Raw genomic sequence first — 17,956 nt, forward strand, 5'->3', positions numbered from 1 at the left:
GTCTTTTTACTTAAAACAAGCTAAAATAGTCGCTTTTCGGCACTTTTCCCGGGCTTTATTGTTGCTATGCGTCTTACCCATATCAAGCTTTCCGGCTTTAAATCCTTTGTAGATCCCACCACGATTGCTGTACCGGGCAGACTGGTAGCGGTAATCGGACCAAACGGCTGTGGCAAAAGCAATGTGATTGATGCTGTGCGCTGGGTGCTGGGAGAGGCTTCTGCCAGGCAGTTGCGCGGCGAAAGCATGCAGGACGTAATTTTTAACGGTGCCAATACCCGCCGGCCGGCACCGCGTGCCAGTGTCGAACTGGTATTTGACAATAGTGACGGTCAGCTTCAGGGAGCATGGGGACAATATGCCGAAGTGGCGATAAAGCGCCAGCTGACCCGTCAGGGCGATTCTACTTATTTCATTAATAATCAGGTTGTGCGCCGCCGTGATATTACCGATTTGTTTCTCGGAACTGGCGTCGGTGCCCGCGGTTACGCCGTTATTGAGCAGGGAATGATTTCCCGCATCATTGAAGCACGGCCGGAAGAGCTGCGTGCCCATATCGAAGAAGCCGCCGGCGTGTCTAAATACAAAGAACGCCGCCGTGAAACTGAAAATCGTCTTGCCGATACCCGTGAACATTTACAGCGACTGGCCGATTTACAAAGCGAGCTTGATCGTCAGGTAGAAAAACTCAGGCGACAGGCAAATACCGCACAACGCTATCAGGAACTGAAAACTCAGATAGCCGATAAACAGAATTTATTTGATTACAGTCAGTGGCAGCAGGCTCTGCATCAGGCAGACAGTGCGACAGCACTTTACCAGCAGCATGGCAATGCACAGGAATCGCTGAAGCAGCAACTGGAAACACTGGAACAGCAATTACAGCAGCTGCGCGAACAGGAACAGCAACAGCAACAGCGAGTACGCGAAGCTGAAATGCAGCGTGCCGGCCTGCGCGAACAATGGGCACGGCTGGAAGAACAGATTCGCCACCGGCGTGACTGGCAGCAGCGTATTGCCCGTGAACAGACTCAGGCACAAACTGAGCTGCAACGCCTGCACAATGAAAATATTCAGCAACAGCAGCAACTGGAATCGGCCAGTTCAGAGCTGGAAGAACAGCAATTACAGCGTGAAGAATGGGCTTTACAGGCCGCGGAACATGAAGCGCGCATGCCGGAACTGGAAGAACTGGCTCATCAGGGCGAGCGCACTCGTCAGAACCAGCAAAATGAGCTGGCACGTCTGGAACGTGAACTGGCCATCAGACAGCAGCAGCACCAGCATGCGACAGCGGCCATTGCTCAATTGCAGCAGCGCCGACAGCGTCTGGAAGAAGAGCTGACTCAACTGGCCTTACCGCAAAACGGAGAGCTGGAAACCGCCCGTGAGACAGCAGCAGAGCTGGAACAGATTGTAACTACGCTGGAAGAGAACCTGCTGCAATATGAACAGCAGCGTGAAAGCGCACGGGAAGCACTGCTTCTGGCTCAGCAACAATACCGGCAGCTGGACAAGCAGCAGCTTACCCTTAACGCGCAGGTAGAAGCGTTAACAGCCATGCTTCCGCAAGCTGAGCGCAGCAATACAGAAAACGAAACCGACAGTAATATTCCTTTATTATGGCAACATTTGCAGGTTGCCAAAAAATGGCAGCATGCGACAACCGTTGTCCTCGGACACAGACTACAGGCATTGTATACCGAACAGCTGCAACCTGGAGATACTCTGCCAGAACACACAACCGTCTGGGTCAATCAGGCAGCTGAAACCAACCGGCAAAAATGGGCAACAAATGCCCTTTTACAGCATATAGAAGTTCAGGCTCCATTTTCCGAAGCCATACAATACTGGCTCGGACAGGTATTTTGTGCAGAAACACTGGAAGAGGCTTTGCTCGGACAGACTGATTTACAGGCACAACAGCTTATTATTACTCCTGAAGGCCACTGCATAGATGCCATCAGTGTGACATTGTATGCTGAAGATAATGGCACCGGTCTGCTGCAACAGCAGCAGCAATTGCGCGAACAGCAACAGGCATTGCTAGCACTGGAACAACCTTTGCAGCAGGCTGCAGAAACCATGCAGCTGGCGCAGCGCAACCTTGAGAGTACGGAAGAACGGTTGAATCAGTGTCAGCAACAGCTTAAACAGCAGCAACAGCGCTGGCAAACAGCCTCTGCTCAGGCTACTGAGTTACTGGCACGCACCAGTCAGGGGCAATTGCGGCAGGAACATATTCAGCAGGAAAGCGCACAAATCATCAGTGAGCTGGCACAGCAGCAGCATGTACAGCAACAAACGCAGGCTGATACTGAAAATCTTACACTTGCGGTAGAACAATTGCGTCCGCAATTACAAAATCATACTGCCAGCCAGCAAAACCAGCAGCAAACTTTGAAACAGAGCCAGCTGGCATTGCTGGAAGCGCGACGGCAGCAGGGTTTGGTAGAAATGGCTATAGTACGCTTACAACAGCGGATTCAGACTGCCACACAGGAACAGCAGCGTATTGCACGCGAAACGGAACGCTGGCAGGAACGTCAGAGCGAGCTTGCACTCGGGATTGCCGAGCAGGAAATGGAAGACGAACAAACTCTGCAAACTGAAGAACTGAATACCCAAATCGATGCAGCTACTGAACAGTGTACAACTGCACAGCAAGTGCTTGAGCAGCTCCAGCAGCAATTACAGCACATACAGCAACAGCAGCACAATCTCAACAGCCAGCTTCCGCAATTACAGGCCGATACTCAGACTGCCTTGTTGCAGCAACAGGAAGCCTTGCTGAATGCCAGACGTTTTCATCAAACCCTTGAGCAAAATCAGGCTGATCTGGAGGCATTAGCCGAACTGTTTAATCAGTCACAGCAGGCTGTACCGGAATTAAATCAGGAAATTGCGGCACTGGCACAGAAAATCAATGCACTGGGTGCGGTTAATCTGGCGGCATTACAGGAGCTGGAAGAAGCACATGAGCGCGCTGAGTATTATCAGACACAAACAGCGGATGTACAGGCGGCTATTGCGTTACTGGAAGAAGCCATCAGTACAATTGATGAAGAAACCAAAACCCGCTTTAAAACTACTTTTGATGCGGTAAACGAAAAAGTACAAAGCTACTTTCCTACCTTATTTGGTGGTGGTGAGGCCAGACTGGATATGGTCGGCGATGATTTACTCAGCGCCGGCGTATCCATTATGGCACGCCCGCCGGGCAAGAAAAACAGTACTATTCATCTGCTTTCCGGCGGAGAAAAAGCCTTAACTGCCATGAGTCTGGTCTTTGCCCTGTTCAGCCTTAATCCCGCTCCGTTCTGTCTGCTGGATGAAGTAGATGCTCCGCTGGATGATGCCAATACCAGCCGTTTTTGCAATCTGGTTCAGCAAATGTCGGCACAGACTCAGTTCGTGTATATTTCCCATAACCGGCTGACGATGGAAATGGCCGAGCAGCTGGTAGGGGTAACCATGCAGGAAAAAGGTGTTTCGCGTATTGTTGAAGTCAATATCCGCCAGGCACTGGATATGGCTGAAGCTTAAGTGCGCAGATAACAGAATGGCACTAACCGCACAATACAGCCTCTGCTTTTTCAACTCATGATGCTTACTGAATCATTCCTGATAATCAGCTTTTTTTAATTTATAATTCCCTGCAACAGACCATTACAAGCAATACCTATGCTACTGAATTTTTTATACCAAATCTTATGGCAGATAGCACCTCCCTTTTTACGCAGGTATTTACGCCGGCGTGCAGCGCTGGCACCGGCATATGCGCTTAACTGGTCTGAACGTTTCGGCAAACCTTATCCCGATCCGGTAAAACACGGCATCTGGGTTCATGTAGTTTCTGTTGGTGAAACACGCGCTTCATTACAATTTATCCGTGCACTGCAAAAACATTTTCCGGATAAACCATTATTGATGACGCAAACCACGCCTACCGGTCGTGCCACAGTACAGCATTTTTTTCCTGAAGCACAATGCCGTTATCTGCCTTATGATAAAAAATCCTGGGTTAAACAATTTATCCGGGATCACCAGCCTGTATTCGGCGTATTAATGGAAACAGAAATCTGGCCGAATCTGATTAATGTCTGCGCCGACAATCAGATTCCGCTGTTTATGGCTAATGCGCGCTTATCCGAAAAGTCTCTGCACGGTTATCTGAGAGTACGCTCACTGGTTGCGCCGGCTCTGGGCACGTTAACCGGCTGTTACGCCCAGACTGAGGCGGATGCTCAGCGGCTTAAACAAATCGGTGCAGCCAATATTCAGGTCTGTGGTAATACCAAATATGATATTACTCCGCCGGCAGAAATGGCTGAACTGGCACAAACATTCAGACAGCGTAGTGGTAACAGACCGGTAGTTGTGTGCAGCAGTACCCGCTTTTATCACGGCACAGACGAAGCACAGTTACTGCTTGATGCATGGGCAAAACAAAAAACCGGCAATATCCTGCTGATTATCGTTCCGCGTCATACTGAGCGCTTTGAGCCAACTTACGAATATGCCGAAAAACTGAATTTTATTACCCAAAAACGCAGTGATAACCAGAATATCGCCGAACAGACTCAGGTCTGGATAGGTGATAGTATCGGCGAACTGTTTGCCTACTATGAATGTGCCGATATTGCCTTTGTAGGCGGAAGTCTGGTCGACAGCGGCTGCCATAATATTATCGAACCGATTGTGTGTAAACTCCCTACTCTGTTTGGTCCTTCTACCTATAATTTTGCCGACGCCGCACCCAAAGCAATTGCCGCAGGAGCAGCCAGGCAAATTCAGTCTGCAGAAGACTGGGCAGCAACAACCCTGGCTTTGCTGGATGATTCACAGCAAAGAAAGCAGATGTCTGCCAGTGCACAAGCCTTTATCCGGCAGCATCAGGGAGCAAGTGAGCGCATGGCACAAACCATTTATGATTGTCTGAGTAGTCATACCAATGAACAATCAGCTGATTGAATTTTAAAAAATCAGAGATTTAAAATTAAACTGAGATCATAGAAAATCTTATATAAATACCGATTTCTATTAATATTAATTAACAAATTTTATATTTAGCCGATAAACTGCATACTGAATTTCCTAAGCAAATAAAAAAAGCCGGACAACAAAAATTCGTCCGGCTTTTTTAATACTAGGTTAATGTACACGTACATGAGTGAATGGCACAGAATCTTCCTTAAAACTGTCCTTATATTTATCCAGAATAATTGGCGGACTATGATCACCAACAACCACTATGTCTGTGTCTTTAAAACCTCCGGCCTTAATTTCATTGGCAAGCACAGTAAAAAACTGATGCTGTAAATTCAGATTCCGGCATGCCTCCTGCCGGCCGTCAAATATCGGCTGTTTACAATCATAAGTATAATTACCAAGTATATCCTTTTCAGAATACGGATGATGAGTGTCGAGTGTCAGCCAATAGATAAATGATTTGCCTTGCGCAGCTTTATTTGCGGCAGACACATCATGCACAATATTATAATCACAAGCGCCGGGAAATGAATGGCATTGTTTGATATTACTGAATTGCGGGAAAAAACGGGCGTTTTGCAGACCCATATGCGGATACCAGTCTTTACGGTCATACATTTTAGAATATGAACCATGAAAAGCCTGAACCAGATAACCTTCTTTTTGCAGGTGTACAGGAACACATTGTTTGAATTTATCAAACGGACCCAGAACAAAATTAGAACTTTTAGCTTTTAAATCGCATAACTCACGCAGTTCTCCCATAATAGTACTGTGCAGTGCGGGATTTTCTCCCTGTGCAATTAACTGCACATTCGGAATATTCATTAACGGAGCATCAACAGACGGATTAACAGCTCCGTGTTCAGGTATAAACGTTCCCCACGACTCATTTAGAATGAACAATATTTTTTTAGGCGGATTCTGCATATCAATCTGCTTTTGCAATACACCGCCGTGCGGCCAGTCATAAAATTCCGGTTTAACCGTACCTCGCCAGAAAAATTCATGATTGAATTTCAGATTTTGAATCGTTTCATAATAACTTCCCCACCAGCCAGTTGTCTGATAACGATTGGATAGATTGACCCCGCGATAATCAAAGAAGAAAACTGCAAAAATCAGATACAGTAAGCCCAATGACCATATCATTCTGCCAGAACATAGCCGAACAATATATTTAAGTATGAGAAACAGACTTATTGCTAAATACAGAACAAATATTGCTATAAATAACCAGTATAATTTCGGGGCATGAGGAATAAAACGTAAAATCTCAATAAACTCGACAATATTATCATAATGATAAAATTGTTTAATCCAGTACAGAATATCAAATATATATACTACCGTGTATGCCAGAGCAAATAATATTAATGACCAGCGTCTGCGCAGGAATATTAAGGGCAAAATCCATATATACTCTAAAACAATAATATATCTTTCAGAGTAAACAAAAATATGAGCCAGCCAGAACAAACCATTGGTTATTAATAAATAAAGTAATAAAAAAATCCAAAATCGTAATGGAAAATAAAACTTTAACAGATTTGCTATTTTAATAATTGTTGGAAAATTCTTATCAAAACTCATACTTAATTCGTTTCATATGTATATATGCTTAATGAAAAAAAAAGCCGCTACCGCGGCTTTGTATGTATAGATTTCCTGAGTATTTAGATTGTGAATGCTTTAGGTATATATTTATCAGGCATATCTGAGCTTGCATTTTTCTTCAGTGAACCATTTTTCAATACATCTAATACTAATTTCTTACTAGCAATAGAAGCAGATACTTTCGTTTTGTTTACTTCATATGTAATTGTACAGCCTGTTGGAGCGTTAGCAGAAAGACTGCCGGCTTTAGCATCACCACCGATTGTTGCTTTACCGTATTTACCAGTTTGTTCGTCAATGGTGGCATCAAGTGCATTATTGTCACCTGACTTACAATTATTATTCTGCAAATTATCAATAATCTGAGTTTTCAGACCAGCAGCCAGACTGGAAGCCTCTGAAGCCTGAGAACGGGCAATATAATCAGAATAAGCAGGTACGGCAATTGCAGCAAGAATACCGATAATTGCAATTACAATCATCAATTCAATTAAAGTAAAGTAAAACCTTTTTGGAATGCTTTCATATTATTCTCCATCTTACAAAACGGTTGAAAATTCATTAATACATCAATTTATATAATACTGGAGCAAATTTCATGCCAAGTTTTAAAATTTAATTATTTTTTAAATACAAAAATGTATCTGTAAGATAATATTTTGATTTTTAAATTTTAAATATTTAGAAATGCTCTTGGAATATATTTATTATTTATGGTTGAAGCACTATTTTTACGTAAGGATCCGTTTTTCAAAACATCCACTACCAATATTTTATTTGCAATAGCAGCAGAGACTTCTGTACTTTTTACTTTATAAGTAATTGTACATCCCGTAACCGAATTAGCCGAAGCCCCTGATGATATTGATGCATTACCACCAATAGTAGCCGTACCGTATTTACCGGTCTGACTCACAACAGAATTGGTTCCTGAATCAAAACATGTATTATTTTGCAGGTTTTCAAAAATTTGTAATTTCAATACCCCTGCCATACTCGAAGCCTCACTAGCTTGCGTACGAGCTATATAATCATTATAAGCAGGAAGCGCTATAGCCGCCAGTACCCCGATTACAGCAATAACGATCATTAACTCAATTAAAGTAAAGCCTTTTTCTAATAGATATATTTTCATTGTCAGACGAAATCAGATATTTAAAGAAATGAAAGCAAAACACATACCATTTTCTTAAAATAACATGTATTTTCGAAAGAATATTAAATCTGTATTATCCAAAATTTTGTATACAGACTCATTTAAATTTAACAATGATGCTGCGGCTGATTAAATAACCAAAGCTTTAGGCAAATACTTTTGTTCTATAGTGCCGTTATTGAGTTTTAATGTTCCGTTCCTCAGTACATCCAATTCGAGATATTTATTTACCAGAACAAATGAAGCATTCTGCGAATATACCGTATATCGAATAGAACAGCCTGTTCTGGCAGTAGCAGAATGCTGAGCATTCACGACAGGAAATTCTGTCGTAATCTCTGCAATTCCGTATTTTCCTTTATAGCTATACTCTGATGGATTTTGTGCCCGGCATTTTTGGTTCTGTAAACTATCTAAAACCTGCGCTTTCAGGTTTCCTGCCAGATCTGCTGCTTCAGCAAGCTGAGCTTTTGCACTGTAATCCAGATAAGCGGGCACGGCAATGGCAGTCAGTATCCCTATTATTGCTATTGCAATCATTATTTCAATTAATGTAAAACCCTGGTGATGTAAACTCATGATGTTTTTAAATGTTTAAATTTGATTGATTGTCCGACTAATTTGCAAATGTAATATTCATTATTATATTTGATTATTCTATACAAAAATTTATTTATTTTGATTAAAAAATCAAATATGTACCTTTATTTCATAATAAATTGATTTATTTGTATATTTTTAATAAATTTTTTGACAAAATTTTTAAATTAAGTTTTTTATTATTAATAGTCAGACAATTATATCCGACGGATATAATTGTAAATCAGATAACTTTGTCCGGACTTACTTAATCTGAAAAATTACAGGTAATATTCCTGCATATACGCCCATACTGCTGCAAGCATAACCATCTGACTGGCCAGATTTCCGGTACCGGCTTCAGAATTAATATAATCAATCTGTTGCCGGGCAGCCCATACAGACAATGAACCATCATCACGAACAGTTTGATTATTCTGTAAAACGACATTGAAATTCCGGCCGGACAAAAACTCAAAGGCCCGCTGGCTGGTAACATAGAAAAAATCATGAGGATCTTTATCGGGGCTGACCGCTACCTGGCTCATCCCTTGCGTCATTGAGCCACCAGGCACATAGTTTCGTATAGATAATCCACTTGGATGATTGTTATGCAAAGCAACAATCAATTTGGCGTGAATCATATACTGATTCAGAAAACTGTCGACCTCTTGAGTTAACTCTTCTCGTGCCTGAGCACAATTACCGCGCAGACATTTTAATGCGTTTTTCCGACCGGTTTCAGTAAAAATTCTATTTGGATCAAAGTGATAATTTACATCATTTGTTTGTATTCTGATTTCCCGGCTGCCACCATGGCGAAAATCCAGCAGACAGCCCTGCTGAATCTGGTTTAATGCCATTAATGCGGTCTGACGTGCAGTTTCTTCATTATCATGCACATGCACCCATACAATATGTTGCCATGGTTTACCCGTACAAGTCTGAGTCACTGGCAATATTTTTACTTGTCCGGTTGTATTAAAGGAATTCGAAACAGGATCTTCTGCTTGCGCAGGTAAGACACCTGTAGTAATCAATAACAATAAAAAAATATACTGACAAATATAAAAAGTTGATTTTTTCATTTGGCTGATTATTTTCTGTTTTAATTTCAATTTTTTGTATATTTTGATTTTGATAACTATATATCTGTCAGAATTACATTTTCTGCTGAATATCCAGTCTGAAAACAAAATTCTCCGTTAATTTTTTTAAATAAATCAATTTTTTAATTTATCAATATACATTTCTCGTCATCTCACTGAATAGATTATTTGCCAAATGTGTCAAATTTTGTCACATTAAACTGAATTATGTAAGTATCGATAGTTATTATACTGATTAAGTATGAATTTGTATTTTTTGATTAATCAGTATGGTTTTAGTTAAAAATAATAATGGTATTCATTACCTATTCGCGGATTTATCAATTTTTCTCTTTTCGTAACTCAATAATATATCTGATCACCCTTTTCCTTCTTTTAAACTGGGATTAATTCCGTTCATTATTTTTACCGGCAGTACTGTTTATGCTCAGGATAATTCAGCAAAGCTGGACGATATTTACGTCACCGCCGAACAGCAGGTTAAACAGTCTCTTGGCGTTTCTGAACTTGATAGTCAGGATATTGAACGCAAAACACCGGTCAATGATATTTCTGAGCTGGTGCGTACGATGTCCTGCGTTAACCTGACCGGTAATACTGCTTCCGGTCAGCATGGCAATAAACGCCAGATTGATATTCGCGGAATGGGTCCGGAAAACACCTTAATACTGATTGACGGCCGGCCGGTTACTTCGCGCAACAGTACACGCATGAGCTGGCGCGGTGAACGTGACACCATTGGTGACAGCAATTGGGTACCGGCAGCAGAAATTCAATCAATTGAAGTTATTCGCGGATCGGCTGCCGCACGCTATGGTTCTGGTGCAGCTGGCGGTGTAGTGAACATTGTGACAAAAAAAGTCAGTAATGAGTTTCACGGTTCTATCAATGCGTTTATGAATTTGCCGGCAGATAAAGAAGAAGGCGATACACATCGTATCGGCTTTCGGATATATGGCAATCTGAATAGTACTGATGCAGATTCACCATTCATTAATCAGCGTTCGAATGATAAAGGCAGTAAACCGCTGGCTGCCGGACAGGAAGGTCTGATTAATAAAGATATTGGCGGACGGCTGGCATGGTGCCTATCTCCGGCACAAACTCTGACACTGGATACTACCTACAGCCGGCAGGGCAATCGTTATAACGGTGATGGTCCCAATAATGTACAGACTGATTACACCCAAAGTTTATATGGTAAGGAAACCCGCAGAGTATACCGCCAGAGTTTTGCGCTGACTCATGAAGGTGTATGGGACTAGGGCGACAGCAAGCTGGTAGCACAATACGATAAAACTACCGACAGCCACTGCTCTGAAGCGCTGTCAGGTGGTCCTGAAGGCTTGTGTCAGGATTTGGGCAGCAAAGATATTACTTATAAAGACAGTACACTGACAACAAAACGTCTGACGGGTGAAATACACTTTCCGTTTACATTAGGTGTGTCCCACGTGCTGACTATGGGTGCAGAATATCAGCACGATAAACTGAATGATCCGGATGGTCTGCGCCGTATACCTCTTCCCGGGGCAGTTTATCCGGCTCCGGCCAACCACACACCGTCACTAAGCAGCTGGGCCGGCTATGTGGAAGACAATATCAGCCTGACCGACTATTTAAAACTGGTACCAATGCTGCGCTATGATCACAATAATAAAACGGGCGGCAATGTCAGCCCCGGAGTTAATCTGTCATGGCAGCTTCATCCGAACTGGCTGATTAAAGGCGGAATAGCACGTGCCTACAAAGTTCCGAATCTGTACCAGAGTACAGACAGTTATATGCTGTACAGCAAAGGCAATGGTTGTGCCACCTCTTCCGGAAGCGGCCGCGGCTGCTATCTGATAGGTAACAGTAATCTCAAACCGGAAACCAGTATTAATAAAGAATTGGGTTTTGAATTTAATAAAAACGGTTATCTGGCTTCTCTGGCTTATTTCCGCAATGATTACAAAAATAAGATTGAAGCCGGCCGGCAGATTATCTTCACAGATAGTACAGGCACCAATTCACGCTCAGGCGGATATGACTATTTTGAATGGACCAATACCCGCAAAGCGCTGGTAGAAGGACTGGAAGGCAATTTAACCCTGCCGTTTTCAAGTAAATGGAAATGGGTAAACAATTTTACTTATATGTTTGATTCCAAAAATAAGGAAACCGGCAATCCTTTATCTGTCATCCCTAAATATACAATTAATTCGTCTCTGGCCTGGAATCCTGCTGAAAAATGGGACACATTACTTACCTATACTTATTATGGTCGCCAGAAACCGCGCACAGTACCGGTAAATCCTGTTGAGGCAGGTATCGGTAACGGAGGAAAAGTAACTACCGGTTTGAGCGGAGAAGAAATCGGCAGTTATGGTATCTGGGGTATTTCCGCCGGCTACGCTGTAAATAAAAATATTAATATCAGAGCCGGAATGTCAAATATATTCAATAAACGTATCTACGCCTCTACACTGCGCGGCACTGCGTATACATACAATGAACGTGGCAGAGCAGTATGGGGCAGTATGAAAGTTTCTTTCTGATGCTTTCTGCGAACAGGCTGCCATTCGGGCAGCCTGTTTTTTTATAAGCAAATTATTTTTCACCGTGACTTATCAATCAATTTCAGTTACCATCATAAATAGTAATGATTATTGTTTACACATATTGAGCAACTTTATTAAGTAAATAAAATAGGTTATTCAATCTGACTGTACTTTAACCAAACCACCTGATCCGGCAATATTTTTAACTGGTATTCGATTAATTTTACCATGCAGAAACAAAATCTTACCTCATATCCGTCCTGTTGTCTCCATATGTTCTTTAACACCAATCAACTGACGGAAAGATTAAATATGCGCCAGATTATTATTTTTCTTTTATTGTTTTTTACGGCCTTAATCTTGCACAACACAGCCAAAGCTCAGCCTAATCTGAATAAACCAGCTAATTTTTCTGCATTAAAGCAATCAGACAGCGGCTATCTGTTTAATAAGCTTGCGTTTACTTCTGCAGACGGACAGCGTCATTACCGGGTTTATATAGCAGCTCCCGACTGTAAAGTTCCTGCAGGGGGTTTTCCTGCTTTCTATATTCTGGACGGAAATGCTGCACTGGATTTTCTTGCGCCGGAAAATATGCGGGTACTGTCCGCACAGCCTCAGCCTCCGGTGCTGATACTGATTGGCTATGCCACAGATAAACGCTTTGATGCGCAGGCACGGGCCTACGATTACACCATTGCGCCGGACAATGACAATACCGATCCTCTTGATTCAACCAGAATAAACGGCGGGGCTGATATATTTCTGGATTTAATTCAGAATGAAATTATGCCGGCAGTAAATCAACAGGTTCGGATTAATCCCAATGCACAAACTCTGTGGGGGCACTCTTACGGCGGGCTGATGGTTATGCATACTTTGTTTACTCAGCCTAATCTTTTTCAGCACTATATTGCTGCCGATCCGTCCGTCTGGTTACACGGCGATCTGTTACAGCAGGAAGCTGAAACCATGCTTAAACGTCAGGTGGCTTTTTCCGGCAGCAGTCTGTGGGTTTTAAGCAGCAAACTCAAAGCCGGTAAATTACCGAAAAATCCTCAGGCGGCCGCACGTATCCGCATACGCAATGAGCATACAGCCAGATATGCCGGTCTGATTAACAAACTGATTAACGAATTAGAGCAAAAAACTGATTTAACTATCAGATATGAGCATTATCCGCAGGAAAATCATGGCAGCCTGTTTGGCAAAAGCCTGCAGCAGGCATTATTTTATCCAGTAATCAGGCAATAAAATGAATAAACGTTCACCACATCAGGCTTATCTGACACGCGTTCAGGATATTATCGATCTGAGCCCGAATTTACGCCGGCTGGTTTTGCATAGTCCGGAGCTGACTGATTATCCGCATCAGTATAATGGTGCCCATATCAAAATATTTCTGGCACCGGATGGTCAGATAACACCGCAATTACCCCAGTTTTCCGGTCATGGTTTTAACTGGATTGAGCCGGATAATAAACCGATTGTGCGTACCTATACTATTCGCAATTATGATGCACAGACGTGTACGGTAAGTATTGATTTTGTCAAACACGGAGACACCGGACCCGCTTCATCTTTTGCCGAGCATGCTCAGGCTGGAGATATTCTTGGAATCTCTTCTCCCGGCGGGCCGAATCCGATGCTGAAAACAGCGTCACGCTATTTATTTGCCGGTGATATTACAGCTCTTCCGGCAATTGAATCTCTGCTGGCAGATATTGCCGCAGATGCGAGCGGTGACGTTGTGCTGTTATTACCGCAGGCAGAAGATCTGCCTGCATCACTCCCGTTACCTGAAAAAATGCATCTGCATACCTTTTTTGGTGATTTGAGCCAGATTCCTGCTGTAGTAGAGCATATAAGCAGTTTTGCCCCGTTGAATGATGATGACTTTGCCTGGGTTGCCGGCGAAGCGGCACTGGTTAAGCCACTGCGTGAATTGCTGCGTACACAGTGGCAATTACCGCCTCAGCGCCATTATGCCGTCCCCTACTGGCGTCAGGGAGAAAATGAAGAAAGTTATCATGAAACACGGCACAGATTTATTGATAAATAGATACCTGTTCAAGAAAATTAACTTTAGCCTTGTTCAGGCGGTATAATTAATGCAAACGATAATGATAGGAAATACTGAAAAATGATTAAATCTTGCTGGAAACCTCTTGCTTTGTCTGTTTTAACTTTGTCTCTGCTTTCTGCCTGTGGCGAAAAAACCAATGAGAATCACACTGCCAGTAATGCTTCGTCTGCTGCTGCAACTGCTGTTAACGGACCAACAGTGACAATAAATACTGCCCGCGGAGAAATAACCGTACCGGAGAATCCGTCTAAAGTTGTAGTATTTGATATGGCTACACTGGATGATTTACAGGCATTGAAAGTGCCGGTTATCGGTGCCCCGAAAAAAGTGCTGGTACCGTATCTGCAGCAAACTCTGGAAACGGTAAATAATACCGGTACTTTATTTGAACCGGATATGGAAGCACTTAATGCGCTGAAACCACAGCTTATTATTATCGCAGGTCGTACCGCTCCGAAATATGATGAACTCGCTGCTCTTGCTCCTACTATCGATATGTCTGACAGCGGACAGGATTTAATTGGCGATGGCATGAAAATGCTTGATAGCTACGGTAAGCTGTTTAAGAAAGAAGCTGAAGCGAAAAAACTGCATGATGATATCCAGAATCTGCTTAATGAAACCCAGCAGGCAGCCAAAGGAAAAGGCACTGGTCTGATACTGATGGTTAATGCCGGCAAACTTTCAGCATTTGGTTCTTCCTCTCGCTTTGGCTGGATTCATACTCAGGTTGGCGTACCGGCTGCAGATACCAGCATTCCGGCTTCTCCGCATGGTCAGTCTGTCTCTTTCGAATACGTGCAGAAAATCAATCCGGACTGGTTATTCGTTATTGACCGTACTGCTGCCATCGGCGAAGAAGGTAAAACCGCTCAGGCTGTACTGAATAATGATCTGGTACGTCAGTCTAAAGCATGGAAAGAAGGTCACGTTATTTATCTGAGCAGTGCATCCTATCTGGCCGCAGGCGGCGTACAGCAAATGAAAACTGATCTGACCAATATTAAAGCGGCAATGTCACACTAAGCCGGAGTTTTATTCACGATAATCAGGTTGTGCTATGCTGCATAAATATGCAGTATTAGCGCAAACCTGTTGTCTGTATTTTTTCTGTCATATGCTTCGTTCCTCTCAGATTAATGCAATCAATTTTTTGCTGTTACCTATTTTACTGATTATCAGCATTAGTATTGGTGCAGCTTCTTTTCATTGGGGTGATCTGTTTATCAGTAATGATACCCGTTCTTTGCTCTTGTATAGCCGTTTACCCCGTTCTCTGGCGATTATTCTCACCGGTGCCACACTGGCCGTAGCGGGTATGGTGTTACAGATAGTATTGCGCAATCGTTTTCTGGAACCGGGTATGGTTGGTGCTACCCAAAGTGCAGCACTTGGGGTATTACTGGTCTCCATCTGGTTGCCGCAGGCCAGTCAGCTGACCAAAATGAGCTGCGCCAGTCTGACTGCTTTGCTGGGGATGACGCTGTTTTTATTTTTATTTCGGCGTCTGCCTGCACACCGGCAACTGATGATTCCGCTAATCGGCATAATCTATGGCAGTATTATTGAAGCACTGGTGAATTTTATCGGTGTGGAAACCAATACCCTGCAATTGCTGGCGGTGTGGTTTGCCGGTGATTTTTCTGCAGTACTCGCCGGACGTTACGAATTGCTGTGGATTACCGGTCTGATGACATTAGTTATTTATTTTCTGGCTGACCGGCTTACCATTGCCGGACTGGGACAGAATATCAGCACCAGCCTCGGTATCAATTATGCACAAATGATGTGGATTTCCCTGATTACCGTGGCCATGATTACTGCCATTGTCGTGGTCACAGTCGGACAGATTCCTTTTATCGGGCTGGTAGTGCCTAATATTATTTCCCGGCTGGCAGGTGACCGTTTACGTCAGAATCTGCCCGCAGTTGCACTCCTGGGTGCCAATGCTCTGCTGATCTGTGACATTATCGGCCGCACTATCGACCCGCCTTATGAAATACCGGTGTCTCTGATTTTCGGTATCGTCGGAACTGTGATTTTCCTGTATTTGCTGTTTAGAAAGCCTCCTGTACATGCAGTTTAATTCCACTATGCCGTCACACCGCTCCGGTGCACGTTTTTTCGGTGTACTCGGTATTCTGTTAATTATTGCCAGTATTCTGTTTATGACGTATGGCGTTAAAGGAAGCTGGGATTTTGTGTTGCAACTGCGCGGTAAAAAGCTGCTGATGCTGCTTACTGTTGCCTACGCAGTTGGTGTATCCACTTTACTTTTCCAGACTCTGACCCATAACCCTATTCTTACACCGGGATTACTTGGCTACGATTCGCTTTATCTGTTGCTGCAAACCATTACTTTGTTTGTATTCGGTGCAGTAGGATTCACCAGTATGAGTGTGCTGAGCAAATTTGTTATCGAAGCACCCATAATGATGGTTGCCTCGCTCCTGCTGTTTCGCACTTTAACCCGGAACAGTAACGGTGATTTGGCCCGACTGATACTTACCGGTATGATTTTCGGAGTCATGTTTCGCAGTTTCAATAGTCTGCTGCAACGTCTGATTGACCCTACTCTGTTTACGGTTGCTCAAACCAGCTATTTTGCTCAGTTTACCTCTGTGAATGTCACCATGCTGATTATCGGCATGAGTATCATGCTGTTCAGTACAGTCTGGATCTGGCGGATGCGCTATCAGCTCGATGTTCTTATGCTCGGACGTAATGCCTCTATAGCACTGGGTATTAACTATGTACGGCTGAGCCACAGCATTTTGTTATGGATTGCTCTGCTGGTTTCAGTTTCCACTGCACTGGTCGGTCCGGTCAGTTTTTTCGGTTTACTGATATGCGCACTGGTTAATACCTGCGCCCCCGATATGAAACATCAGCTGCGGCTGCCGGCAGCATTTCTGGTTGCAGCACTGGTACTGGTCAGCGGCCAGCTGATATTTGAGCAGCTGCTTGGGATGCTGGGCGTACTGAGTGCCGTTATTGAATTTTGCGGCGGCATTGTGTTTCTATGGCTGGTATTAAAACGCAAACGCTAAGCTGCAACAGTAGCTTTTTTATCATCACCATTTTTTGCACCGATTTAACCTGACAGCATTATGATTACCATAAAAAATGTTAACCACCACATCAACGGTACACCCATTCTCCGCGATATTAATCTTGATATTCCGGATAAAAGCATTACTGCGCTGATTGGGCCCAATGGTGCAGGTAAATCTACATTGTTCTCGCTGATTGCCCGTCTGCAACCTTTACAGGAAGGCAATATCCATATTGATGAACTTGAAGTCAGCCACAGCAAATCAACTGCTATAGCCAAAAAACTGGCTATATTGTCGCAAGAGAACAACATACAGAGCCGTATTACCGTACGTGACTTATTACTGTTTGGCCGCTATCCGCATAATCAGGGACGCGTCACAGCAGAAGACCAGCAAATTGTTGATCAGGCTTTACAGCGCTTTGAGCTGGAACCATTGCAACAGCGTTATCTTAGTGCACTTTCCGGCGGACAGCGCCAGCGCGCACTGGTAGCCATGACTTTCTGCCAGCAAACCAAACATGTTATTCTTGATGAACCGCTTAACAATCTGGATATGTATCATGCACGTGAGCTGATGCGTTTATTACACCAGCTTACCGGCGAACAGGGTCTGGCTACCATTATGGTGGTTCACGACATCAACATGGCAGCAGCCTATGCTGACCATATTGTTGCTCTTAAAGACGGGCAGATTGTTATGCAAGGTACACCAGAAGATATTATTACTGCAGATCATATTCAAACCATATTTAATCTGGATACAGAAGTTGTCAGTCATAAAGGGAAACCTCTTGTTATCCATCACTTCTAGCAGGC

15 protein-coding genes are annotated in these 17,956 nt (G+C 43.4%); 10 read left to right on the forward strand and 5 right to left on the reverse strand.

The features are described 5' to 3' along the window. Positions 1–66 precede the first annotated feature (66 nt). Positions 67–3,546, forward strand: a complete 3,480-nt coding sequence (gene smc, locus GYX91_RS07430; RefSeq protein WP_174830455.1) for a chromosome segregation protein SMC — start codon at positions 67–69, stop codon at positions 3,544–3,546. Positions 3,547–3,684: 138 nt separating this feature from the next. Then, a complete protein-coding gene (gene waaA, locus GYX91_RS07435; RefSeq protein WP_174830457.1) occupies positions 3,685–4,974 on the forward strand; it encodes a lipid IV(A) 3-deoxy-D-manno-octulosonic acid transferase in 1,290 nt (429 codons plus the stop codon). A 180-nt stretch (positions 4,975–5,154) separates the two neighbouring features. Here waaA and GYX91_RS07440 read toward each other — a convergent pair whose 3' ends face one another. The 5 genes from GYX91_RS07440 to GYX91_RS07460 all read right to left on the reverse strand — a co-directional run bounded on the left by GYX91_RS07440 (position 5,155) and on the right by GYX91_RS07460 (position 9,432). Continuing rightward, a complete protein-coding gene (locus GYX91_RS07440; protein WP_174830459.1) occupies positions 5,155–6,144 on the reverse strand; it encodes a sulfatase-like hydrolase/transferase in 990 nt (329 codons plus the stop codon). Between the two features lie 524 nt (positions 6,145–6,668). Continuing rightward, the gene (locus GYX91_RS07445; RefSeq protein ID WP_174830583.1) at positions 6,669–7,127 is read right to left on the reverse strand and encodes a pilin; all 459 of its coding nucleotides are present in this window, start codon (positions 7,125–7,127) and stop codon (positions 6,669–6,671) included. 155 nt (positions 7,128–7,282) lie between these two features. Beyond that, a complete protein-coding gene (locus GYX91_RS07450) occupies positions 7,283–7,744 on the reverse strand; it encodes a pilin (RefSeq protein ID WP_110414402.1) in 462 nt (153 codons plus the stop codon). Positions 7,745–7,894: 150 nt separating this feature from the next. Then, positions 7,895–8,344, reverse strand: a complete 450-nt coding sequence (locus GYX91_RS07455; RefSeq protein ID WP_096765601.1) for a pilin — start codon at positions 8,342–8,344, stop codon at positions 7,895–7,897. Between the two features lie 281 nt (positions 8,345–8,625). Then, positions 8,626–9,432, reverse strand: coding sequence for a hypothetical protein (locus GYX91_RS07460; RefSeq protein ID WP_174830461.1), 807 nt, complete (start codon positions 9,430–9,432; stop codon positions 8,626–8,628). A 476-nt stretch (positions 9,433–9,908) separates the two neighbouring features. On the opposite strand from GYX91_RS07460, the gene GYX91_RS11085 reads away from it, so the two are divergent. The 8 genes from GYX91_RS11085 (at position 9,909) to GYX91_RS07495 (ending at position 17,951) form a co-directional block, all read left to right on the forward strand. Continuing rightward, complete coding sequence (locus GYX91_RS11085; RefSeq protein ID WP_370520383.1) at positions 9,909–10,718, forward strand: TonB-dependent receptor plug domain-containing protein; 810 nt, start codon at positions 9,909–9,911, stop codon at positions 10,716–10,718. Between the two features lie 81 nt (positions 10,719–10,799). Continuing rightward, positions 10,800–11,993 (forward strand): TonB-dependent receptor domain-containing protein, encoded by a 1,194-nt coding sequence (locus GYX91_RS11090; protein WP_238791326.1) that lies wholly within the window; start codon positions 10,800–10,802, stop codon positions 11,991–11,993. 315 nt (positions 11,994–12,308) lie between these two features. Further along, positions 12,309–13,250: an alpha/beta hydrolase gene (locus tag GYX91_RS07470; RefSeq protein ID WP_174830463.1), complete on the forward strand. Its 942-nt coding sequence runs from the start codon at positions 12,309–12,311 to the stop codon at positions 13,248–13,250. Between the two features lies 1 nt (position 13,251). Next, complete coding sequence (locus tag GYX91_RS07475) at positions 13,252–14,058, forward strand: siderophore-interacting protein (RefSeq protein WP_174830464.1); 807 nt, start codon at positions 13,252–13,254, stop codon at positions 14,056–14,058. An 81-nt stretch (positions 14,059–14,139) separates the two neighbouring features. Beyond that, positions 14,140–15,108, forward strand: a complete 969-nt coding sequence (locus tag GYX91_RS07480) for a siderophore ABC transporter substrate-binding protein (protein WP_025331122.1) — start codon at positions 14,140–14,142, stop codon at positions 15,106–15,108. Between the two features lie 91 nt (positions 15,109–15,199). Then, positions 15,200–16,168: an ABC transporter permease gene (locus GYX91_RS07485; protein ID WP_174830584.1), complete on the forward strand. Its 969-nt coding sequence runs from the start codon at positions 15,200–15,202 to the stop codon at positions 16,166–16,168. A 7-nt stretch (positions 16,169–16,175) separates the two neighbouring features. Further along, positions 16,176–17,132 (forward strand): iron chelate uptake ABC transporter family permease subunit, encoded by a 957-nt coding sequence (locus GYX91_RS07490; RefSeq protein WP_174830585.1) that lies wholly within the window; start codon positions 16,176–16,178, stop codon positions 17,130–17,132. Positions 17,133–17,192: 60 nt separating this feature from the next. Next, on the forward strand, positions 17,193–17,951 hold the full coding sequence (locus GYX91_RS07495; RefSeq protein ID WP_174830467.1) for an ABC transporter ATP-binding protein: 759 nt from the start codon (positions 17,193–17,195) through the stop codon (positions 17,949–17,951). The last annotated feature ends 5 nt before the right edge of the window (positions 17,952–17,956 follow it).

The organism is Snodgrassella sp. ESL0304, from assembly GCF_013344995.1.
Lineage (GTDB): Bacteria > Pseudomonadota > Gammaproteobacteria > Burkholderiales > Neisseriaceae > Snodgrassella > Snodgrassella alvi.